This is a genomic window from Agrobacterium sp. CNPSo 3708 (genome assembly GCF_028674915.1).
Taxonomy (GTDB): Bacteria; Pseudomonadota; Alphaproteobacteria; order Rhizobiales; family Rhizobiaceae; genus Agrobacterium; species Agrobacterium cavarae.
Genome location: NZ_JAQZSF010000008.1, coordinates 238,352 through 260,573, shown reverse-complemented (window position 1 = coordinate 260,573; position 22,222 = coordinate 238,352). Strand labels below are relative to the sequence as shown.

20 protein-coding genes and 1 pseudogene are annotated in these 22,222 nt (G+C 57.3%); 15 read left to right on the top strand and 6 right to left on the bottom strand.

Annotation, left to right across the window (positions count from 1 at the left end):
* The first annotated feature begins 265 nt into the window (after positions 1-265).
* From PVA19_RS18565 to PVA19_RS18555, 3 genes and pseudogenes are all read left to right on the top strand, one after another.
* The gene (locus PVA19_RS18565) at positions 266-772 is read left to right on the top strand and encodes an oxidoreductase (protein WP_274103795.1); all 507 of its coding nucleotides are present in this window, start codon (positions 266-268) and stop codon (positions 770-772) included.
* A gap of 9 nt (positions 773-781) precedes the next feature.
* Positions 782-2,717: pseudogene (locus tag PVA19_RS18560) on the top strand (putative bifunctional diguanylate cyclase/phosphodiesterase).
* Positions 2,718-2,789: 72 nt separating this feature from the next.
* Positions 2,790-3,485, top strand: coding sequence for an FkbM family methyltransferase (locus tag PVA19_RS18555; protein ID WP_112952318.1), 696 nt, complete (start codon positions 2,790-2,792; stop codon positions 3,483-3,485).
* 124 nt (positions 3,486-3,609) lie between these two features.
* On the opposite strand, the gene PVA19_RS18550 is transcribed toward PVA19_RS18555, so the two are convergent.
* On the bottom strand, positions 3,610-5,100 hold the full coding sequence (locus PVA19_RS18550; RefSeq protein ID WP_274103794.1) for a globin-coupled sensor protein: 1,491 nt from the start codon (positions 5,098-5,100) through the stop codon (positions 3,610-3,612).
* A gap of 182 nt (positions 5,101-5,282) precedes the next feature.
* Positions 5,283-5,858 (bottom strand): LabA-like NYN domain-containing protein, encoded by a 576-nt coding sequence (locus PVA19_RS18545; RefSeq protein WP_144620989.1) that lies wholly within the window; start codon positions 5,856-5,858, stop codon positions 5,283-5,285.
* Between the two features lie 280 nt (positions 5,859-6,138).
* On the opposite strand from PVA19_RS18545, the gene rpoZ reads away from it, so the two are divergent.
* The 11 genes from rpoZ to recO all read left to right on the top strand — a co-directional run bounded on the left by rpoZ (position 6,139) and on the right by recO (position 15,733).
* Positions 6,139-6,531: a DNA-directed RNA polymerase subunit omega gene (rpoZ, locus tag PVA19_RS18540; RefSeq protein ID WP_062425674.1), complete on the top strand. Its 393-nt coding sequence runs from the start codon at positions 6,139-6,141 to the stop codon at positions 6,529-6,531.
* A gap of 146 nt (positions 6,532-6,677) precedes the next feature.
* A complete protein-coding gene (locus tag PVA19_RS18535) occupies positions 6,678-8,912 on the top strand; it encodes a RelA/SpoT family protein (RefSeq protein ID WP_274103793.1) in 2,235 nt (744 codons plus the stop codon).
* A 191-nt stretch (positions 8,913-9,103) separates the two neighbouring features.
* On the top strand, positions 9,104-9,250 hold the full coding sequence (locus PVA19_RS18530; RefSeq protein WP_082447229.1) for a DUF3563 domain-containing protein: 147 nt from the start codon (positions 9,104-9,106) through the stop codon (positions 9,248-9,250).
* Between the two features lie 219 nt (positions 9,251-9,469).
* Positions 9,470-10,048, top strand: coding sequence for a DUF2062 domain-containing protein (locus PVA19_RS18525; RefSeq protein ID WP_062425673.1), 579 nt, complete (start codon positions 9,470-9,472; stop codon positions 10,046-10,048).
* Entirely contained in the window at positions 10,045-10,449 is a 405-nt protein-coding gene (gene acpS / locus PVA19_RS18520; RefSeq protein ID WP_274103792.1) for a holo-ACP synthase, read from the top strand. Before PVA19_RS18525 ends, acpS begins: the two co-directional genes overlap by 4 nt.
* 138 nt (positions 10,450-10,587) lie before the next feature.
* Positions 10,588-11,334, top strand: coding sequence for a signal peptidase I (lepB, locus tag PVA19_RS18515; RefSeq protein ID WP_274103791.1), 747 nt, complete (start codon positions 10,588-10,590; stop codon positions 11,332-11,334).
* Positions 11,331-12,050 (top strand): ribonuclease III, encoded by a 720-nt coding sequence (rnc, locus tag PVA19_RS18510; protein WP_062425670.1) that lies wholly within the window; start codon positions 11,331-11,333, stop codon positions 12,048-12,050. The genes lepB and rnc overlap by 4 nt, the downstream gene beginning before the upstream one ends.
* A gap of 10 nt (positions 12,051-12,060) precedes the next feature.
* Positions 12,061-13,020: a GTPase Era gene (era, locus tag PVA19_RS18505; protein WP_062425669.1), complete on the top strand. Its 960-nt coding sequence runs from the start codon at positions 12,061-12,063 to the stop codon at positions 13,018-13,020.
* 209 nt (positions 13,021-13,229) lie between these two features.
* Positions 13,230-13,982, top strand: coding sequence for a Crp/Fnr family transcriptional regulator (locus PVA19_RS18500; protein WP_062425668.1), 753 nt, complete (start codon positions 13,230-13,232; stop codon positions 13,980-13,982).
* Positions 13,983-14,301: 319 nt separating this feature from the next.
* Positions 14,302-14,655, top strand: a complete 354-nt coding sequence (locus PVA19_RS18495) for a response regulator (protein WP_062426149.1) — start codon at positions 14,302-14,304, stop codon at positions 14,653-14,655.
* Between the two features lie 298 nt (positions 14,656-14,953).
* Positions 14,954-15,733, top strand: a complete 780-nt coding sequence (gene recO / locus PVA19_RS18490) for a DNA repair protein RecO (protein ID WP_112359575.1) — start codon at positions 14,954-14,956, stop codon at positions 15,731-15,733.
* An 18-nt stretch (positions 15,734-15,751) separates the two neighbouring features.
* On the opposite strand, the gene PVA19_RS18485 is transcribed toward recO, so the two are convergent.
* A complete protein-coding gene (locus PVA19_RS18485; protein ID WP_274103790.1) occupies positions 15,752-16,984 on the bottom strand; it encodes an MFS transporter in 1,233 nt (410 codons plus the stop codon).
* A 131-nt stretch (positions 16,985-17,115) separates the two neighbouring features.
* Here PVA19_RS18485 and PVA19_RS18480 point away from each other — a divergent pair, with 131 nt between their 5' ends.
* Positions 17,116-17,850, top strand: coding sequence for a class I SAM-dependent methyltransferase (locus PVA19_RS18480; protein WP_274103789.1), 735 nt, complete (start codon positions 17,116-17,118; stop codon positions 17,848-17,850).
* On the opposite strand, the gene PVA19_RS18475 is transcribed toward PVA19_RS18480, so the two are convergent.
* Genes PVA19_RS18475 through PVA19_RS18465 form a run of 3 tightly spaced genes read right to left on the bottom strand, consistent with a single transcriptional unit; the run spans position 17,847 to position 22,191 of the window.
* Positions 17,847-18,692 carry an MOSC domain-containing protein gene (locus PVA19_RS18475; protein ID WP_274103788.1) on the bottom strand — a complete coding sequence of 282 codons (846 nt, stop codon included), beginning with the start codon at positions 18,690-18,692 and terminating at the stop codon, positions 17,847-17,849. The genes PVA19_RS18480 and PVA19_RS18475 overlap by 4 nt on opposite strands.
* Before the next feature lie 10 nt (positions 18,693-18,702).
* On the bottom strand, positions 18,703-19,344 hold the full coding sequence (locus PVA19_RS18470; protein ID WP_274103787.1) for an HD domain-containing protein: 642 nt from the start codon (positions 19,342-19,344) through the stop codon (positions 18,703-18,705).
* Positions 19,345-19,401: 57 nt separating this feature from the next.
* Positions 19,402-22,191 carry a DUF2339 domain-containing protein gene (locus PVA19_RS18465; RefSeq protein ID WP_274103786.1) on the bottom strand — a complete coding sequence of 930 codons (2,790 nt, stop codon included), beginning with the start codon at positions 22,189-22,191 and terminating at the stop codon, positions 19,402-19,404.
* Between the last annotated feature and the right edge of the window lie 31 nt (positions 22,192-22,222).

Genomic DNA, 22,222 nt, shown 5'->3' with positions numbered 1-22,222 from the left:
AGTCGGCTGATCAAATTCATTGTTACCATTGGAAAAGGAAACGCTAGGAGAGAGTGCCTCAAGGCTTCTCGCATAGGATGATTCTTTTCCCGGTGTCTAAGTAATGTAAAGACGCGTATTATGAGCCATACGACCATTCGCCTTGTCTCTATGGATCGAAACTGCGCGAAGATAGTTCAATACAATCTAATTTATAATCATCTAAAAACGGAGGCTGTGGAGCGGTCTCGCCTCCGTCTCAATCCGGCTAGAAGGGCGTGCTCCAATGACTATCATTCGCTTCATTCTCTGCCTCCTGCTGTTCGGTGTCTCCTCTGCGGGCGTATATGCCAAAGACTTTCCGGCGCCCAAGGGAAAGCCGATCCTCACCATCTCAGGCAATATCGCCAACACCAACGTCAACGGCACGGCGCAGTTCGATCGGGACGCTCTGGAAGAGATGGGGCTGGTTATCGTGGAAACACAGACTCCATGGTACGAGACGCGTGTTCGTTTTGAAGGTGTTTCCATGGCGAAGCTCATGGAGTTCGTAGGCGCCAAGGGAGAAACCGTCAAGGCCGTGGCGCTGAACGACTATGTCAGCACGATTCCTGTTAAGGATTTCACCCAGTACAATGTCATTCTTGCCATGAAGCGAGACGGGGAATATATGCAGGTCAGGGATAAGGGACCGCTCTTCATCATATATCCCTATGATAGCATGCAAGAACTTCAGTCACAGATCTACTACACGCGCTCCGCTTGGCAAGTGGCCAAACTCATAGTTGAATAAAGGTGACATTTGCGAAAGGCGCTGGCAGTCGTTGTTTGCTGCTTCATACTCGCCACCGGCTACATCGCTTATGTGATAGCTGAGCGGCAGAACGCGCTCCAGAAATTTGCTCGCTACAACGACTCATGGGCTGTCAGCCAGACCGTGGGGGAATATGTCCGTTTTGAAAGCCTGCTTGCCGAATATGCTCTTGGCATAGAGGGATTTGACAAGGACGAGCTGCGACTTCGCCTTGATATCGTGCTTGGCAGAATGAACTCTCTAAGGGAAGGGAGCCTAGCCGCCTTCATCGATGCAAAGCCGGACATGCGGAAGGTCATTGGAGAAGTTGACCAGCTCCTTGAGGACGTCGATAAAAGGCTGGACGACTTGAGCCCCACGGAGGCAAGGGCGCTGCTTCCGGTGATCAGCGGCCACGTTCCACAGCTTACGTCGGTTGCTGCGGAATCCGTCGCCAATGACGTCGAGATCATCGACGCCGCCCACGCAGAGGTCCGCAAGCTCCACATTATTTATACCGGACTTGCCGGAGGTTTGATCCTTTGCGGCATGGCGCTGATCTTTCTTCTCTTGCGGCACAACCAGTTGCTCGATCGCGCCCAGACAAAGCTCACACTTTTGACGGAAGAATTACAGACTGCAACGTTAGAGTTGCAGTCTAACAACCTTCGCCTTGAGTATGATGCCTACCATGACGCACTGACAAATCTTCCCAACCGCGCACTTTTCCGGCGTGAACTCGTGCGCCGGCTCGACCCCCCCATCCGGCATCGATAAGGTTGCGCTGCTTCTCCTCGATCTCGACGGGTTTAAGGAGATCAATGACACGCTCGGCCATGACGTCGGCGATAGCCTCCTCCAGGCCGTGGCTGCGCGCATACTACCGATCAGAAAAAACCACGAGCTGATCTGTCGGTTGGGGGGCGACGAGTTTGCCCTAGTGGCGGACAATCTTGACGAAGACCAAGCGCTCGATCTTGCTCGCTGCCTGGTCGAAAGGATCGCGAGCCCATACCATATCGGGGACATGGATATTAAGATCGGCACCTGTGTCGGCATTGCGATCTCCCACCGGCAATCCCATGCCGATGAGTTGCTGAAGCACGCGGATCTCGCGCTCTATGAGGCCAAACGCGAGGGGGCGGGCAGCCTCAGCGTTTACAGACCCTATATGCAGAGCCAGCTGGCAGAAAAGCGATCTTTCGAAGCTGACCTGCAGGCGGCTCTCCAGAACAACGAAATGGATGTGTTCTACCAGCCGCAAGTATCGACAGAGACGCGCGCTGTCTGCGGATTTGAAGCGCTCTTACGCTGGACGCACCCTGTGCGCGGACGCGTGCCACCGGCGGAATTCATTCCTGTTGCGGAAAGAACCGGCTTTATCAACGCGCTTGGAAAATGGGTCATGGAGACGGCCTGCAAAGAGGCGGCACTCTGGAAGCCGAATATCAAGATTGCCATCAACCTTTCGCCTGTCCAGCTTCACAGCAGCAATCTCATTCAAAACGTCGTCGAAGCCCTGGAAAAGAGCAATCTCGATCCCGCGCGTCTCGAGCTGGAAATCACCGAATCCGTGCTTCTCGGCAACAGCGACCAGACGCTTGCCATTCTCGACAACCTCAAGGCGGTCGGCATTAGCATGGCAATGGACGATTTTGGCACGGGTTACTCATCGCTTGGAAATCTGCGCCGCGTTCCATTTGACAAGCTTAAGATCGACCAGTCCTTTCTGTCTGATATCACCAGCAGTCAGGACGCGCTGGCCATCGTCGAATTCGTTGTGGGGCTCGGCCGTAAGTTGCGCATGACGATGATTGCCGAAGGTGTTGAGACGGAAGAACAGTTCGCCCACATGCGCCAACTCGGCTGCGACCAAATCCAAGGCTATCTGATCGGCAAGCCTGTTCCTGCAAGCGAACTCACGGCCTATGGCATCTATGCTTGAAAGTTCTCAAGCGGCCTGCCAATCCACTCCAACAAGCTGAGCTCTCCCTAAAGGACTATGAAAGGACGCAATATGGAAGCGTTTGAGATACACGGCGTCCTGTTACGTTTGTCGTCAGACGAAGTCTCGCCGGTAATCTGGCAGGCTCTCAAGGATGGCAGTTATGAAGCGAAGGAAGCCAGAAGCGTGGCGCGGGCTGTAAGACCCGGAGACCGTGTGCTGGAGCTTGGCTCAGGCATCGGTGTCATTACCTCTGTCATTGCCCGCATTCCGGACGTGTCGGTCTTTGCTTTCGAGGCAAACCCATCGACGGCACGTCTTGCCGAACGAATTCTGGAAGCCAATGGCGCAAGAAATGTGCGGTTCTCTCAGGGACTTTTGACCGCAGGGGATCCAGACACGCATATCTTCTACGTTCGGCGCGATCTGTGGATGTCATCCATGGACGAGAAGCAAGGCCCCTATGAAAGCCGCATCGAAATCGGCTCGGAGAATATCGACGCCTTCATCCAGCAGCATGACGTCAACGTACTGGTGATGGATATCGAAGGGGCGGAGCGCGATCTTTTGCGCGATGCCAAGCTTAAGGGCGTGGAGCGGATTTTCGTCGAGCTCCACGACCATCTCTATGGCCTTTCGGGTGTTCGCGATATCACCCAGGCGCTGGCGGAAAAAGGATTTGCCTATGATCCTCGGGGATCTCGCGGCCCCTGCGTCCTCTTCGCCAAGGACGATGGACCGCGCGAATATGATCCGGACGTGGACTGAAAAGCGGGCCTACAGCATCTGCCCGAAAATCGGAAGCGATTTTCAGAAAGCACGATGCCTCGATCAAAGAAGATCGAGCGCCGTGCGTCCAGTAGGACGCAGGGCGCTCTAAAGGCCTTCTGCGTTACGCGGCGCGATGCTGCTGATAGGTTATCGATTTTTCGACCTGGAAGCGCGAAATCAGCGCTGCCAGATTGCTGCTGATGTCGCTCAAGCCGTGCGTAGAGGCATTGGTCTCTTCCACCATCGCCGCGTTCTGTTGGGTCAGCTGGTCCATGCTGTTGATGGCCATGTTGATTTCCTGGATTCCGACGGCCTGTTCGCGCACCGCTTGGGTAATCGCGCCGATGTGTTCGTGAATATCGTCGACCTTGCCGCCAATGGAGTTCAGCGCCTCACCGGTGCGGTTGACGAGGGAAACGCCTTGAGCCACGTCCTGAGACGACTTGTCGATCAGTGTGCGAATCTCCCTGGCGGCGGAAGCCGAGCGCTGGGCCAATTCGCGAACTTCCTGTGCGACGACCGCAAAGCCCTTGCCCGCCTCACCAGCGCGTGCGGCCTCGACGCCGGCATTCAACGCCAGAAGGTTGGTCTGGAAAGAGATTTCATCGATCACGCTGATGATCTGCGTGATCTTCTGCGATGAGCCCTCGATTGCGCTCATCGCCTCGACAGCTTCGCTGACGATATGACGGGAGCGGGCGGCTTCGTCCGCCGAACTCTTGACGATCGCCTGCGCTTCTTCCGTCCTTGATGCCGATTGCTTGGAGATGGTGGTGATCTGGTCGATGGCAGCGGCTGTCTCTTCCAGCGAGGCAGCTTGCTGCTCGGTGCGGCGCGCCATATCGTCGGTTGCCGATGTCAATTCCCGCGTATTGTTGGCGATCTTGTGGGATTCGTCGACGATCTCGGCGAAAGCCCCAGAAAGACGGCTGATCGCAGCGTTGAAGTTTTCCTTGAGACCGGCGAATTCTGCGGGCAGGGCACCATCGATGCGCGAGGTAAGATCACCCTGCGCCATCCGGTCAAGTGCGCTGTTGAGCAGCGCCAGAACGTGGTCCTGCTCTGCCTTCATGCGCTTCTGCTCTGCTTCTATCTTCGCACGTTCGTCGGCGAGCACGTCGAGATAGACGGAGATCGAGTAATCCATGTCCAGCATCGCGGCCTTGACCGTTGCACTGATACCTTTGACAACCTTCTTGCCTTTTTTCTCGACCAGGAAGCCCTTCAGTTCGGATTCGACGATAGCCTTGATGATGCCTTCCAGCACAAGGGCGTAGCCGCCGATATACCAGCGCGGCTCAAGCCCCAATCGCGCGTGGGTGCGCCCGATGGCACTCACCGCCTTGGTATAATCAGCGTCGAAGACGCCAGATGATATGCGCGTCCAGTGGCTGACCTGCATGCTCTTGGCGTGCTGGATATGGGCTTCGCTGGAAAAGAACTTCGCTGTATCTGGAACGGCTCGCGCCTTCTTGTAGAAGGCATCGAGCGAGCTGCTGAGCGTACCGGTGATGGTTGTCTTCACAGAGGCGAGATCTTGCCTTTGCTCCGCGTTGAGACCGAGAAAATCGAGTCTCTCGGTCAATTGAGAATTGTTGTGCAGCCCCGTCATGTAAAACAGCCCCTACTGTTCGTGCGCGTTCCCCAACTGCACGTAAAAAATCAATAAGGACAGAAAAACACAACCATGGTTAATTATTTGCTAAAGTAATAAATCAACCTTTGGTAGGGGTAGTGTTAAGGCGCCAGGAGCGATCCTGAGCGCCTGGCACAAGCAAAACAACGCGTAAGTCTTCAGTCGACAGTTTCTGCGGTCTCGACCGGCGGGCGAGGCGCACGTTCGCTGGGATCACGCCCAATCTCTGCCTTGAGAGACAGGAGATCGATAAAATGGTCGGCTTGGCGGCGCAGATCGTCGGCAATCATAGGCGGCTGCGTCGACATGGTTGAAATGACGGAGACCTTGCGGCCCTTGCGCTGCAGAGCATCCACCAGTGTCGTGAAGTCGCCATCGCCTGAGAAGAGAACGAGATGGTCCACTGTCTCGGACTGTTCCATGGCATCGACGGCAAGCTCGATATCCATGTTGCCCTTGATCTTGCGGCGGCCCATCGCGTCGGTAAATTCCTTGGCAGGCTTGGTGACGACCTTGTAGCCATTATAGTCAAGCCAGTCGATCAACGGCCGAATGGAGGAATATTCCTGATCTTCGATGAGGGCAGTGTAATAATAGGCGCGCAACAGGTAGCCGCGCTTCTGAAAGGCCTTCAGCAGTTTGCGGTAATCAATGTCGAAACCAAGGCTTTTCGATGCAGCGTAGAGGTTCGCCCCATCAATAAAGAGCGCAATTTTCTCACGTGGGTCGAACATAAAGTGGGCTTCCTCCAAAGCGGCTCCCAGCCGCGAATATAATAAGAGTATCGGATATCAGCTAATATCTCGGTCTGCGATACATTATTAAGCATTCATATAAGCTCGTTCGGCCCGCAGTCCAGACCTGCCGCTACAATTTGCACTAACTAATAAAAGGGCGGGTGGTTGCGTCTCTTGTGAGACAAACCACGTGAAATGAGGAAAAACTTGAAATTCTCGGACAATGTCTGTATCGGGACCATTAATCAGCGACATCACGACCCGCAAAGGACAGGCAATGGCCCGTGTCACAGTAGAAGATTGCATTGACAAAGTAGACAACCGTTTCGAGCTCGTTCTCCTGGCAAGCCACCGCGCGCGCCAGATTTCGCAAGGCTCTCAGATCACGGTTGATCGCGACAACGACAAGAACCCGGTCGTTGCTCTGCGCGAGATTGCCGATGAAACGCTTTCGCCCGACGACCTGAAGGAAGATCTGATTCACTCGCTGCAGAAGCATGTGGAAGTGGATGAGCCGGAACCCGATCCGGTTACGATTGCCGCCAACGCGACAACCGAGAACGAAGACGACGACGCACCGGAAACCATCACTTTCGACCAGATGTCGGAAGAGGAGCTTCTGGCCGGTATCGAAGGTCTCGTTCCGCCGGAAAAGAACGACGACTACTAAGCTTAGCGTGAGACCGGCGTTTTTCCGGTTGCGCTTAGGAGTTGATTGTCGTCATAATCTGATCCTGGATTATGTATCATCGTGCGCCAGTCCGACGGGGTCGTCCCCGTCAGTTGGCGCGCTTTCTTTTTCGGGGCATCCCATTCATGATGCGACAATACGAACTCGTGGAGCGGGTTCAGACATACAAGCCTGATGTGAATGAGGCCTTGTTGAACAAGGCCTATGTTTACGCGATGCAGAAGCATGGCCAGCAAAAGCGGGCCAATGGCGACCCCTATATCTCCCATCCTCTGGAGGTCGCGGCCATTCTCACCGAAATGCATCTGGATGAGTCGACCATAGCCGTCGCTCTCCTGCATGACACGATCGAAGACACCAGCGCGACGCGTGCCGAAATCGACGAGATGTTCGGTGAAGATATCGGCCGGCTGGTCGAGGGCCTGACGAAGCTCAAGAAGCTCGATCTGGTCAGCAAGAAGGCCAAGCAGGCGGAGAATCTGCGCAAGCTGCTGCTTGCCATCTCAGACGACGTTCGTGTGCTTTTGGTCAAGCTTGCCGACCGCCTGCACAATATGCGCACCATGGAGCATATGCCGGCGGATAAGCGCAGCCGCATCTCCGAAGAGACGATGGAAATCTATGCACCGCTTGCCGGTCGCATGGGTATGCAGGATATGCGCGACGAGCTTGAGAATCTCTCGTTTCGCTATCTCAACCCCGATGCCTTCGAGACCGTCACCAAGCGACTGCAGGAGTTGGAAGAGCGCAATGAGGGCCTGATCAAGAAGATCGAGGACGAGCTGCGCGAATTGCTGCTGGCCAATGGCGTCGAAGGTGCCATGGTCAAGGGGCGGCAGAAGAAGCCCTATTCGGTTTTCCGTAAGATGCAGTCCAAGTCGCTGTCCTTCGAGCAATTGTCGGATGTCTATGGCTTCCGCCTTCTTGTGCAGGATATTCCCTCTTGCTACCGCGCGCTCGGTATCGTGCATACGCGTTGGCGTGTAGTACCCGGTCGCTTTAAGGACTATATCTCGACGCCGAAGCAGAACGATTATCGTTCGATCCACACGACCATCGTTGGCCCGTCTCGCCAGCGTATCGAGCTGCAGATCCGCACCCGCCGCATGCACGAGATTGCCGAATACGGTATTGCGGCGCATTCGCTCTACAAGGATGGCGAAACGGGCGACACGGAACAGCTTTCGACCGAAACCAACGCCTATTCCTGGCTGCGCCATACGATCGAATCGCTTGCCGAAGGCGACAACCCCGAAGAATTTCTCGAGCACACCAAGCTCGAGCTGTTTCAGGATCAGGTCTTCTGTTTCACGCCCAAGGGCAAGCTCATTGCCCTGCCGCGTGGTGCGACTCCCATCGACTTCGCCTACGCCGTACACACCAACATTGGCGATACCACCGTCGGTGCGAAGATCAACGGCCGCATCATGCCGCTCGTCACACGCCTCAACAATGGTGATGAAGTGGAAATCATTCGCTCCGGCGTCCAGGTGCCGCCTGCCGCCTGGGAAGAGGTCGTCGTCACCGGCAAGGCGCGCTCGGCGATCCGCCGTGCAACCCGCATGGCGATCCGCAAGCAATATGCGGGTCTGGGCTATCGCATTCTGGAGCGCACCTTCGAACGGGCCGGCAAGAGCTTCTCGCGAGAGGCGCTGAAGCCCGTGTTGCACCGTCTGGCTCAGAAGGATGCGGAGGATGCGATTGCGGCGGTCGGTCGCGGCGAGGTGTCGTCTCTCGATGTGCTGCGCGCAGTCTTCCCGGATTATCAGGACGAGCGCGTGACCGTGAAGATGACGGGCGACGATGGCTGGTTCAATATGCGCAGCGCTTCCGGCATGATCTTCAAGATCCCCGGAAAATCACGTTCCGCACTCGAAGATGATGGCGCCACCGAAGTGCTGGATGGCCCCGATCCGATGCCGATCCGCGGTCTTTCTGATAATGTCGAAGTCCATTTCGGCGCGACAGGGGCAGTGCCGGGTGACCGGATCGTCGGCATCATGGAAAAGGGTAAGGGGATTACCATCTACCCGATCCAATCTCCTGCGCTTCAACGGTTTGACGATGAACCGGAACGCTGGATCGATGTGCGCTGGGATCTCGATGAGGCGAACAAGTCCCGCTTCATGGCGCGGCTGTTGATCAACGCGCTGAATGAGCCGGGCACGCTGGCCTCCGTGGCTCAATCCATCGCGACGCTGGATGTGAACATACGGGCGCTCAACATGGTGCGGATCGGCACCGACTTTTCCGAACTGTCGCTCGACGTGGAAGTGTGGGATCTGCGCCAACTGAACCAGCTTCTGTCTCAATTGAAGGACCTCGACTGCGTTTCAACGGTGAAACGTGCCTTCGATTGATGCACCTATTGCTTAAATAAATGCCTTCGAGGCCGTTGCTATGCGTCCAATGCATGGCAGCGGCCTTGTCTTATCCGTAGTCATTGCGCGGCCATGCAGCTATCTTCAGTCCAGAAATAATGAGCAACAGAGGTTTCCTCCGGCAATCCTGTCGTTGAAGACAAAGCCTCACGTCTGGAAAGGAAATGCAAATGTTTGCACCGCTTCGTAAGATCGCCCGCGCCGTTCGTGGCAAGTCGGTTCAGGAACGCGAATTCGATTACCTCAGCGGCTCGGTCTCCACTGTGGATCTCGAACTGCGTCAGCGTGAAGTCGACCGCGGCATGTTCCGTAGATAAGACAGAAATGCATGGCGGCCATGCCGCCACGCTCATGCGGAGCCAAATGGGGCTCCGTTAACGCACGCCACGGAACATCGTTCATGGGTTCTGGATAACGCGTGCGAGAGAATTGATAGTTGAAGCGCAGGAAGCAAGTCCAACGGATCGTGATGCGCTTCCGGTACGGCGCCTTTTTCGCCACTTGGCGGAATGCAGGCGATGACATAAAGTCCGCACATGCCATTTCGCCGTCGCCGTCCTGCAAAACTCTCTGAAAGACTCCTCGCTGCGCTGTGGCCGCGTATGGGGCTGCGCCGTTCTCTTCGCTATATGAAGTTGAAGCTGGTCCGCCTTTCGGCGTCGCCCTATGCGGTGGCCGCAGGGGCGGCGACAGGCGTGGCTGTTGCCTGGACACCCTTTCTTGGCATCCATATTCTGATAGCCATGATGATCGGTTTTGTTCTGCGCGCAAATCTCGTTGCCGCAGCGCTCGGAACGACTTTTGCCAACCCACTGACGTTTCCGTTGATATGGGCGTCCACCTGGGAGCTTGGTCATTTCATCCTCGGTCGCAATGGCGGCGAGGTGGCGGCGCGCGTGGATTTCGTAGAAATATTCGCGCACATGAACTTCCTGCAGCTGTGGAAGCCGGTTTTGGAGCCGATGACGATCGGTTCGCTGATTCCCGCTGCTATTTCCGCCGTCGTTACCTACGCTGTGGTCTATGCAGTCATCAGTGGTTTTCGTCAGCGCAAGCATCAAAAGATTGCCGCGCGTGCCGCAAACCGTAACGCTATCATGGACGTGGTTGAATGATTATCGGGCTGGGCAGCGATCTCATCGATATCCGCAGGGTGGAGGCCTCCATCGAACGCTTTGGCGACAGATTCACCCACCGCTGTTTCACCGATATCGAGCGAGAAAAATCCGACCGGCGCAAGAACCGCGCCGCGTCCTATGCTAAGCGGTTCGCCGCCAAGGAAGCCTGCTCGAAGGCGCTGGGGACCGGTTTGGCACAGGGCGTGTTCTGGAAGGACATGGGCGTCATTAACCTGCCAAGTGGCAAGCCGACAATGCGTCTGACCAACGGCGCAGGTGAGCGGCTCCAGTCCATGCTGCCGGCTGGGCATGGGGCGGTGATCCACCTGACGATTACCGATGACTTTCCCTATGCGCAGGCCTTCGTCATAATCGAGGCGCTTCCCCTTTCCAGATGACGTCAGAGCAGCAACGGGCTGACCGGTACGCATGTCGATAGAAAAGCTTCCCTTTGGTCTTGAAAGGCACTAAAGCATCTCAGAAGACCGTTGAGCGGTTTTATGACAACGACGAAGAACGAGCAGACAGGTCTCTAAGTGTCCGAAAAAGCAGAAAAGAAGCAGAACGCCCTCTGGGAAAACGTCAAGGTCATCGTTCAGGCTCTTCTGCTGGCGATGGTTATTCGCACCGTGTTGTTTCAGCCTTTCACCATTCCGTCTGGCTCAATGATGCCGACGCTCTTGGTCGGGGACTATTTGTTCGTCAACAAGTTTTCCTACGGCTATTCCAAGTACTCGCTGCCTTTCTCGCCCGACCTGTTTTCCGGTCGTATTCTGGAGTTCAGCCAGCCGAAACGCGGCGACGTGGTGGTCTTCCGCCTGCCGCCGAACCCGGAGGTGGATTACATCAAGCGGCTCGTCGGTCTGCCCGGTGACCGCATTCAGGTGACGAACGGCGTGCTCTATATCAATGGCAATCCCGTTCCGAAGGAGCCGGACGGCTTCTTCACGTCGGATTACCGAGCTGATCCGGGCACCGATGTGCCAGTCTTCCGCGAAACACTCCCGGATGGCGTCAGCTATGACACGCTTGATCAGTCGCCGGATAGCCGTGGCGATAATACCCGCGAGTTCATCGTCCCTGAAGGTCACTACTTCATGATGGGCGATAACCGTGACAACTCGCTCGACAGCCGTTTCGACGTCGGTTACGTGCCCGCTGAAAACCTCATCGGTCGTGCCAACCTCATCTTCTTCTCGCTCGGCAACGACACGCCGTTCAGCCATATCTGGGAATGGCCCGCAAATATGCGCTGGGATCGCATCTTCAAGGTTGTTAAATGAGTAAGGCCAAGCCGCTCCAGACGGACGAGATCGCCCGTCTGGAAGCGTTGATCGGATATGAATTCAAGGAAAAGGCCCGGCTTGACCGGGCCTTGACACATGCAAGTGCCCGCTCCGCAAAAGCCGGTAACTATGAGCGTCTTGAGTTTCTGGGCGACCGGGTTCTCGGGCTCTGTGTCGCTGAGTTGCTGTTCTCCACCTTCCGCAACGCGACGGAAGGCGAGCTTTCCGTTCGCTTGAACCAGCTTGTCAGCGCCGATTCCTGTGCAGCAATTGCCGATGAAATGGGACTGCATCTCTTCATCCGCACGGGCTCCGACGTCAAGAAATTGACCGGCAAAGCCATGCTGAACGTGCGTGCCGATGTTGTAGAAAGTCTCATTGCTACCATCTATCTGGATGGCGGCCTGGAGGCTGCGCGCAGCTTCATTCTGAAGTACTGGCAAGGCCGCGCCAACGGTGCGGATGCCGGTCGTCGCGATGCAAAGACCGAACTACAGGAATGGGCGCACGCGAAGTTCGCTGCGACCCCCAACTACCGGGTTGACGATCGCTCCGGACCGGATCACGATCCGCGCTTTACAGTGACCGTGGAAATTCCAGGCGTTGCGCCGGAAACAGGCGTCGATCGCTCGAAACGTGCGGCAGAACAGGTCGCTGCGACAAAACTATTGGAACGCGAAGGCGTCTGGCAGAAACCATCTGCCGCAAACTGATTGGACACCCATGACTGAGAATGATTTCGCCGCAGCGCCCGGTGAGGGCAATGATGATGATGCCAAGGCAGTTGCCCCGACGCGCTCGGGTTTCGTTGCGCTGATCGGGCCGACCAATGCCGGTAAGTCGACGCTGGTCAATCGGCTGGTGGGCGCCAAGGTCTCGATCGTCAGCCACAAGGTGCAGACGACGCGTGCGGTAATGCGCGGGATCGCCATTCATGACAATGCGCAGATCGTCTTCATGGATACTCCAGGCATCTTTAAGCCACGCCGCAGGCTGGACCGCGCGATGGTCACCTCCGCTTGGGGTGGCGCCAAGGACGCAGACATTATTTTGCTGCTGATCGACAGCGAGCGCGGTCTAAAGGGTGACGCAGAAACCATTCTGCAAGGCCTGAAGGACGTTCGCCAGAAGAAGATCCTGTGCCTCAACAAGATCGACCAGGTGAAGCGCGAAGACCTGCTGAAGCTTGCGGCTGCAGCAAACGACATCGTTGCCTTCGATCGCACCTTCATGATTTCCGCCACCAACGGCTCCGGCTGCGATGACCTGATGAACTACCTGTCGAGCGAACTGCCGCAGGGCCCATGGTACTACCCGGAAGATCAGATTTCCGATCTGCCGATGCGCCAGCTCGCGGCGGAAATCACGCGTGAAAAGCTCTTCCTGCGTCTGCATCAGGAACTGCCCTACGCCTCCCATGTGGAGACGGAAAAATGGGAAGAGCGCAAGGATGGCTCTGTGCGTATCGAGCAGGTCATCTATGTCGAGCGCGACAGCCAGAAGAAGATTGCGCTTGGCAAGGGAGGGGAGGCGATCAAGGCCATCTCATCCGCATCGCGCAAGGAGCTTTCGGAAATTCTAGAACAGCCGGTTCACCTTTTCCTCTTCGTCAAGGTAAGAGAGAACTGGGGCGACGATCCGGAGCGCTTCCGCGAGATGGGCTTGGAATTCCCGCGCAATTGAGCGTAACGAAAGCGAAGCGGATAACCGCTTCGCGAATGAGACATGCATAAAAACAAGCAGTAAGGTGGGCAGGCGATGGATCAAGTCGCGAAAGCTCACCATCGTGTCATGCCTTTGTGAGACTGGTCGCAAGAATGCGGAAAGAGGTCTTGTGATAGGACTGATACGTCTGATACCTCGACCCCATTTCTTGCCTCTAACGGATTGTCATGTCTCCAAAAAAGCCGAGCGGCGTTTCCACTACGCCATGTGAAGAGTGCCCGCTTCGCGACATGCCGCATTTCCGTGATTTCACTCCGCCGGAGCTTGATTTCGTTTCGCACTTCAAGACGGGTGAACTGAGCGTCGAAAGCGGCGCACTGATCCTGATGGAGGGGTCGCACAGCGCCCATCTCTTCACGGTGTTGGAAGGCTGGGGCTTTCGCTACAAGACACTGGAGGACGGGCGGCGGCAGATCTTGAACTATCTGATGCCGGGAGACCTCGTCGGTCTGCAGGGCACTGTAATGGGAGAGATGCAGCACTCAGTAGAGGCCTTGTCGCCTGTAACGCTTTGCGTCTTCGAGCGCGGGCGCCTCCACAGCCTTTTCACCGATCACCCCTCGCTTGCCTTCGACCTCACCTGGATCGCTGCAAGCGAAGAGCGCATGCTCGATAGTCATCTGTTGAGTGTCGGCCGGCGAACGGCCATCGAACGCGCGGCCTATCTTCTGGCATTCCTGCATCAAAGGGCGACACGCGTCGGACTGCTGCAAAAGGGCGTGCCCATTCCCGTCACACAACAACATGTGGCAGATACGCTCGGGCTTTCCATCGTGCACACGAACAAGACGCTGAAAAAACTTGCGGAACGAAACTTCATCCGCTGGATCGACAAGGGCTGTCTCGTGCTGGATCAGGAGGGCCTTGCGAACCTTGCGAGATGGGATCTCGATTCGCGCAGCAAGCGCCCCTTCATCTAAAGCATGGTCCGAGCAAAACTGTGCCGCGGTTCTGCGATAGCAACATGCGATCAAACAAAGACTCAAAGCGTGGGGAGCGAATCTGAAACATCGCGACGCGCATTTGGGTGAAGAGACACACATCACACAAGGGTGTGCACGACGCTACGAGCGTGCTCTCACCGAGTTTTGAATCATGATTTCTGGGGCTTCACCCGGTATCCTGATATGTCTTTTTTAAATGACGCAGCGAAGCTGATCTGCGATGTCAGGAACACGTAAAGCTAATTTAATGAAATCGGCCTTCGATTTGAGGCCCGGCCCGGAGAATATAATAAACATGGTGCCTCAACGGGTTCTCATCATCGAGGACGAGTATCTGGTTGCGATGGACGCCGAAGCCTGCCTCCAGTCTATGGGGGTCGAAACTGTCGACATCGTGACCACTCTTGCCCAAGCCCAGGAAGCGCTGGAGCGTGCGCGTCCGGACTGCGTCCTGTTGGATGTGAATCTCTCGGACGGGATGAGCTATGAATTGGCGAGACGATTGAAAGATCACGCCATTCCGTTCGGTTTTGTCAGCGGATATGGGGATACCAGCGGGTTCCCCGAGGATTTCGTCGATACGCCGCTTCTCGACAAGCCTTTCGCTGAGCCTGAACTCAAGTCATTCGTCGCACGCCTGATGGCGTAAACATTGGACCTGAACCACTTGCGCAGACTATGGTGCTTTGATGCATGGTCGAAGCAAAAGTGTGCATCGGTTTTGCGACAACGACATGCGATAAAACAAAGACCTGGAGCGCCGTGCGTCCGTTGAACGCCCAAATGACGCTCTATCTTCTTTGATCTACGCATCGTGCTTTCCGAAAAACGATTCCGATTTTCGGGCCGATGCTGTAAAGCGTAAGGAGCGAATCTGAAAGATCGCGACACGCTTTAGTCATGCGACGATTATCTGTCGTGGCGTTTGAGCTCTGGGCGATATCTTCATGCAGTGGCAGGACGAGGCAATTATTCTTGGCGTCAAGCGCCATGGCGAGACGAGCGTCATTGCCGAGGTGATGACGAGCGCCCGCGGGCGCCATCTCGGAATGGTACGGGGTGGCCGGTCCAGATCCATGCAGCCCGTCCTACAGGCCGGCAATCGCGTCGATGTCACCTGGCGCGCCCGCCTTGATGATCACTTGGGTGAATACCGGATCGAGCCGCTTCAATTGCGCGCCGCGCAACTGATGGAAACGGCGACTGCCGTTTATGGCGTACAGGCCATGGGGGCGTTGCTGCGGCTCTTGCCGGAGCGCGATCCGCACCCGCATCTCTATCGAGCGCTCGATGTCATTCTCGACAATCTCTCCGACCCGGCTGATGCGGGCGAATTGTTCGTGCGCTTCGAACTGGCCGTGCTCAACGATCTCGGCTTCGGTCTCGATCTCACCGAGTGTGCAGCGACTGGAATTCGCAGCGACCTTGTCTATGTTTCTCCAAAGACAGGCAGAGCCGTCTCTCGTGCCGCTGGCGCGCCCTATGCGCAGCGTATGCTGGCGCTGCCTCCCTTTCTTGGCGAGGCACATGCACCGTCGGCGGATTGCCAAAGCCTGTCTGCGGCCTTTCGCCTGACGAATCATTTTCTCAACAGACACGTCTATGAGCCGAGAGGGATTCAAGAAAATGCCGCCCGCGACGGTTTCGTCCAGGCGGCTCTGAAGGCCTTGGAGCGGAAGTTGAATGAGCCGGCAGGCGGGGCAGGACCAGTCGGTCAACCCGGTTGATCAACTCGTCTCTTGGCTTTAAGCCGCCGCAGCCGCAGGCCGCGTGACGGGTCGTTCTTCAATCGGCCAATGCACGATGGCAGCAAATAGTCCCATCACAACACCCAGCCACCAGACGAGATCGTAAGAGCCAAGCTTGTCGTAGAGGAAGCCGCCGAGCCATACGCCAAGGAACGAGCCCACCTGATGCGACAGGAACACCACGCCACCCAGCATGCCGAGGTGACGGGTGCCGAACATGATCGCGACAAGGCCATTTGTAGGCGGCACCGTGGAAAGCCATAGGATTCCCATCACTGCGGCAAAGATGACGACGGAGACGGGTGTCTGCGGCAGAAGGAGAAAGGCGGTCACCGCAATCGAACGGCCGATATAGATATAGGCCAGAAAAGGCGGCTTCGAATAGCGCTGCCCGATGAAGCCGGCCGCAAGTGATCCGCCGATATTGAAGAAGCCGATCAGCGCCATGGCGATCACCGCATAGCGCGGTTCGATACCGATATCGCCGAGATAGGCGGGAAAATGTGCGGTGATGAAAGCTACCTGAAAGCCGCAAACAAAGAAGCCGGTGGTCAGTAACAGGTAGCTCTTGTGACCAAGCGCCTCCTTCAAAGCAGCACCGACGGTCTGCTGAAATTGGGCCTGCGACTGCGAGCCCGACGACGAGTCACCGCGCAGCGGAAATGCCAGAAGCGGTACCAAAAGCATCATGACGCTGAGAAAGACGAGACTGTCCGACCAGCCATAATTGGAAATCAATCCCTGGCTGATGGGCGCGAAGATGAACATGCCCGCCGATCCCGCAGCCGTGCCGATCCCGAAGGCCATTGAGCGCTGTTCAGGCGTCACATGCCGGGCAAAGGCCGACAGGATGACGCTGAAGGAACCTGCTGCAATGCCAAGCCCGACGAGAACGCCACCGCCGAAATGCAGCCAGAAGGGCGAGGTGCCGAAGGACATGCACAGGAGCCCCAGCGCATAGAGGATGCCAGAGAGAACAAGCACCCGCCCGGTGCCGTACTTGTCAGCCATTGCGCCGAAGAAAGGTTGTCCCAGACCCCAGAAGAGGTTCTGCAGCGCCATGGCGAGCCCGAATGTCGAGCGATCCCAGCCCGTATCTGCCAGCATCGGCAGCTGGAAAAAACCCATGGCCGAGCGCGGCCCAAAGGTCATCACGGCGATCAGCGATCCAGCCAGAATGATCAGCCACGGCATGGGCCGGCTGGTAGACGCGCTGGATAATGTGGCCATGATGTTCCTCCGGATAGGAGAATAACAGTATTCATCCGCACGTGAGGACACCAGCGACTTTTCTTGACAGGTGCATCAGCGAGGTTGATGGACCATCGCGATAAGCGATCATCGATAAACTGGAGCCTGCGATGAAACAGAACATTTATGACGATGAGGGTTTCTACGAAAGCTACAGCGCCATGCCCCGTTCGGAAGGCGGATTGGCACAAGCTGGCGAATGGCACGAGTTCCGTGCGCTCTTGCCGCCGCTGGAGGGGAAATTGGTTCTGGATCTCGGCTGCGGCTTTGGCTGGCATTGCCGCTACGCGGTTGAGCAAGGCGCGGCAAACGTCGTCGGCCTCGATCTGTCAGAGAAGATGCTGGAGAGGGCGGAACGGATCAATGCCCATCCCAGGATCAGCTACCGGCGCGAGGCGATCGAAGATGCGACCTTCGAAGCGGATAGCTTCGATGTCGTGTTGAGTTCGCTGGCTCTCCATTATGTCGCGTCGCTCGAGCCGGTCTTTGCGCGAGTCTTTAAGCTGCTGAAGACGGGGGGTTCCTTCGTCTTCTCGATCGAACATCCCGTGTTTACTGCACTTGAGCAGCAGGACTGGTTTTACGGAGAAGCCGGCGACATTCTTCATTGGCCGCTCGACAATTATCAACAGGAGGGCGAGCGCCATTCGAACTGGATGGCGGATGACGTCATCAAGTATCACCGCACCTTGTCGAGCATCATCAACTCGCTGATCGATGCGGGCTTTGCGGTCGAGCGGCTATCGGAACCGAAGCCGGATCCTGCTCTTCTCACCGAGCGCCCGGAACTCGTGCACGAGAACCGCCGCCCGATCTTCCTCATCGTGGCTGCGCGTAAGATCTAGCCGCGTCGCTTAATCGGCCAAGCCTCGTCGCGCCACTCCACGACCGTGGCGACATCCCCGAGGCTGATCGTCCCTGCACCGCGAGGGGTCAGGTTCCAGCCGAAGAGCACGCCGGGAACGCGACGATCTGCGGACATGCGGATACGGCCCATGGCCTTCATCGGGGAGGGAACATCACGTGAGCCCGTTTTCTGGTCTTGCGTGGTCATGATGCAGCGGGCGCATGGTTTTACGAGATCGAAGCGAATACCGTTGATATCGATCGCCGCCCAGCGATCTTCCGCCCATGCTTCATCCGTCTCCAGCACGATGTTGGGGCGGAAACGCTCCATGCCGATGCTGTCTTCGCCATTGGCCATCATGTCCGCGTTGAGAGCCTCAAGCGAGGCAGTGGTCGCAACGAGGATCTGGTAGCCATCTGCAAAGGTGACGGGCGTCTCGTTGCCGGTCCACTCCACATTGGCAAGGCGCGTTGAGCGGTCATCGAAGAAGGCGAGTTTCATCTCTTTCCCGAGCCACTGCGACAGCGTGCCGTTGACGTCATCCGTCGCCAGAGCGGCATCCACGTTTGATTTCCAGACGGTAACCTCGAGCCGCGCGGGCGACGGAACGGCGAGGATTTCGCCCTTGCCATCGATGGAAAGGCGATAGCCGCCGGCTTCAGGCACCACGTTCAAGCTGGCGATTGCAGGAAGTTCGCGTTGGGTGATGAAATAACCGGAGGGGTCAACCAGCATGGCGCGGCGGTCGCCTGGCAGGCCTTCAGCGGAAATGGCGCTCTGCGAAAGTGCAATGCCTCTGGCACTCTTCACAGGGTAGATATTCAATTGGGTGATCTGCATCGCCGTTCCCTCAGATTTCGTCCAGAAACATATCGAGCACCTGTTGAAGACGCTCATGTCGCTCTTTTGCAAGCTGTCGCCCGGTTTCGGTTTGAAAGCCATTGGCCAACTTGAAAAGCTTGTTTTCAAAATGGTCGATGGCAAAGCGGCGATCATCGAGCGGACGGTCTTTCGCCAGTGGGTCGGCTGGATCGTATAGTGCCGAGCCCAGGCGCCCGGCAATGTAGAAGCAGCGGGCTGCACCCACCATGCCGATGGCATCCAGCCTGTCCGCATCCTGCAGGATCTTCGCCTCAAGCGATTCCGGCGTCAGATTGGCGGAAAAGCTGTGCGTCAGAATGGCGTGGGCCACGGCTTCGATATCCGGTTCCGTCCAGCCGAGACCGCCAAGAATGACACTCGCCTTCTCGGCAGCCAGACGTGAGGCCTGTGAACGCAGTGGCGAATTCTTCTCCACCGCCACGCAATCATGCAGCAGCACGCTTGCGGCCAGCACCGTGCCGTTCCCGCCCTCTTGCGCATGAATACGCATGGCGTTGCGGAAGACGCGGTGAATATGCGCGAGATCATGCGATCCATCATCGCCTTCCGCCGCATGCGGTATCAGCGTTTCGGCAAGCGCTTCATACGGCGCTAAGGACCCAGCATGCATTCGCGATTCCCCACTCTCATGACATCGCGTTTTAGAGCGGGTGAGGCAGCGGCGCAATCACTGCTGCGCCGCGGCATCCTTCGGCTTGGCCGTCAGGATCTTCTGGTAGAAGAGGCCGATGCCGATCAGCACGACGCCAAGTCCGATGAAGGAGAGGGCGCGCAACACGCCTTCCAGATTGCTCATGTCGATGAGGAACGCCTTGGCGACGGCAAGCAGCACCAGCGCAGCGGAGGCGAGACGCAGGCTCTTGGCATCGAAGCGCGAGCCGAGCGCCAGGAGCAGCACGCCGATGGCGAGCCAGACGACGGAATAGCTGTAGGTCTCTCCCTGCAGGAAGCCTTTCCAGTCCGCAATGTTTTCTCCTTGCCAAAAGCGGCGCACCGATAACGTTGCCCAGGCAAAGCCAAGGACTGCGCCCGCAAGCGCGAGCAAGGCAACATAAGGCTGAGGGCGTTTGCCTCGGGCATAAAAAGCAAGTCCCGCATAGGCCGCGCCCGGCAGCAGGTAGCCGATGAGAAGCAGGTTGAAGAACGGCCAGCGTCCGGTGTTCTCGCCGGTAAAGTAGGGGTTCAGCACAAAGAAATGCGCAACCAGCACATTGACGATCGCAAGGCAGCCAGCGAGCATCGAGCCGTAACGGAAGATCGGGCTTGGGCTTTTCATGTCGAGCGTCATCAGCACACCGGACATGCCGATCGTCAGCAGCGTGTAGATCGACTGTTCGCCGAGTGTCGGCACCGCGTCGTTCAACACGCCGCCATTCATCGCGTGCCGCACGAGGATCGCCAGCGTCAACAACACCATCAGGCTTGCAAGAGCCTGCAGGAAGTTTCGGACGCGGAGATCGGGTGAGTGGCGCAACAGCCATGCCGAGACCACGGCAAGCAGGGCAGGAACGCCATAGCCTGCAAGAAGCGCATTGAAGACGGGCGTGGTACCGAGGTTCTGCGGACCGACGATCGTCGGCTCCCAGGCAATCCTGCCAAGCACGATCACAAGTGCAAGCGCCATGACCCAGGCGAGAGCCGGCCAGGAACGACGCCGCGTTCCAAGAACGTCGATAAAGCCGAGAAGCGGGATAAGGATGGTGGTCGCGAGCCCGTTTGTCAGGGCATGGATCGTCAACAGGAAGCCGAGGAACGAGCCGACAACGAGAATATTGACGGGCCGCTGGAAGGCAGGCTCAGAGCTTCTGTCGAAACGATAGGCAGCGCCAAAGAGAACAATACCGATCGCCAGGCCATAGGCCGCGTGCAGCCAGTCCCGCGTCAGATTGCCGTATTCCACGAAACTGATGACGCCGAGTCCGACGGGAACGATGGAGCCGATCAACGCCCAGAGTGTGCCAAAACCCGCGGCCCTCGGTGTTCTGCGCCGTATGGCTTCCACGGCAAACAGGAGGAAGACGATGCCCATGATGCGGGTGATCGAAGCCTGAAGGCTTTGATCGACGGCGATGGAGGCAGGTGTTGCGACGCTGCCAAAGGTCGACAGGAATTCGAGGTTGTTTTGCGCCAGGATATTGGCGCAGCCAAGTGCTGCGAGCGAAGCGAAGATGGCGGGCCACACCGCATTGAGGCGGCCGGCACCCAGCGCCGCAAGCCCGATGATGAGCACAGCAACGACGACAGCCGGGTGCATGCTGATGCCGGCGCTGCTGGCCAGCATGGCAAGTGCGGTGAGAACGATCGCAAGCGAGGCGGTGAGATTGATCGCGAGCGGCGGCCTTGCCAGGAATGCAAGAAGATGGTTTGCGGGTTTCGCAGCATCCCCCTCGGTCACAAGCGGTTTTTTATCTGCGACATGCTCGTAGACTTTGCCAGGCCAGATCCAGATCAAGCCCGCGATCATCGCGAGAAGCGCGAACATGACAGGCTCGGCAAGAACCGTGTTCGACGCCATGGTGTAGCCGACAGCCCAAAGGCCAAGGCCAATATCGGCGAGAGCGGGCACGACCTTCCATCGCTGGTACCGCGCTGCTAGCGCCGTTGCCACCCTTGAGACGGTGAGGAAGCCGAAGAGCGCCCAGATGTTCGGCGTCTCGGTAACAATAAGAGCGGGCGTGATCATCGAGCCGAAGAGCCCGAGCCCTGCGAGCGCTTGCCCGTGAAGCAGCGACAGTCCGAGTGTGGCGAAAGCCACCAGCGCAAGCAGGACGAAAGCCGTCGTCGGTCCGATATACTCGTAGATGCCATAGGCGGCAAAGACCACACCGAAGAGGGTCAGAGAGGCGGCGGCTGTCAATACGCCAGGGATCATGGCGTTGGAATAGGCGGCCGCAATGCCTGGAACGGCCCGGCGGCGGATGGCTTCGCCAGCAGCAGCAAGCAGAAGGCCGAAGAGGGCCGCCATGGCAAGCCGCACAGCGGGGCTCAGCAGGCCGTTTTCGATGGAGTATTTGACTAGCAATATGCCGCCGAGCCCAAGCGTGATGCCTCCGAGCCAGACAGCCCAACGCGCACCAAGTCTGCTTTCGAAGCTTTCCTTCGGGGTCGCCTGGGTGGTTGTAGCGTGGGCGGAAACAGCGTCTTCCTGTCTAAGGTCCTTTGTCTTTGACGGAATTGGCAGCGGCGGCGGTATGACGTTTTGCTCCGCTTCAGCAGCTTCAGTTTGCAAAGCTGGTGGCGCCGCGCTTTCAGCGGCCACGTCTACTGCTTCCTGCAGTTGCTCGTCAGCCTCGGCGGAACTGGCAACCGGCACGACACCCGCCGCCATCTGGGCCTTGAGGCTGGACATTTCCTTTTCAAGCTCTGCGAGGCGTCGGGAGTTCTTGATGCTGGCGCTCAGCGTGTAGAAAAACGCAACGACATAGCCGACGATAAGAAGCAGCAGGAAAGATGTCATAAGCACTCCGCGTATAGCTCTGTTTTTTAAA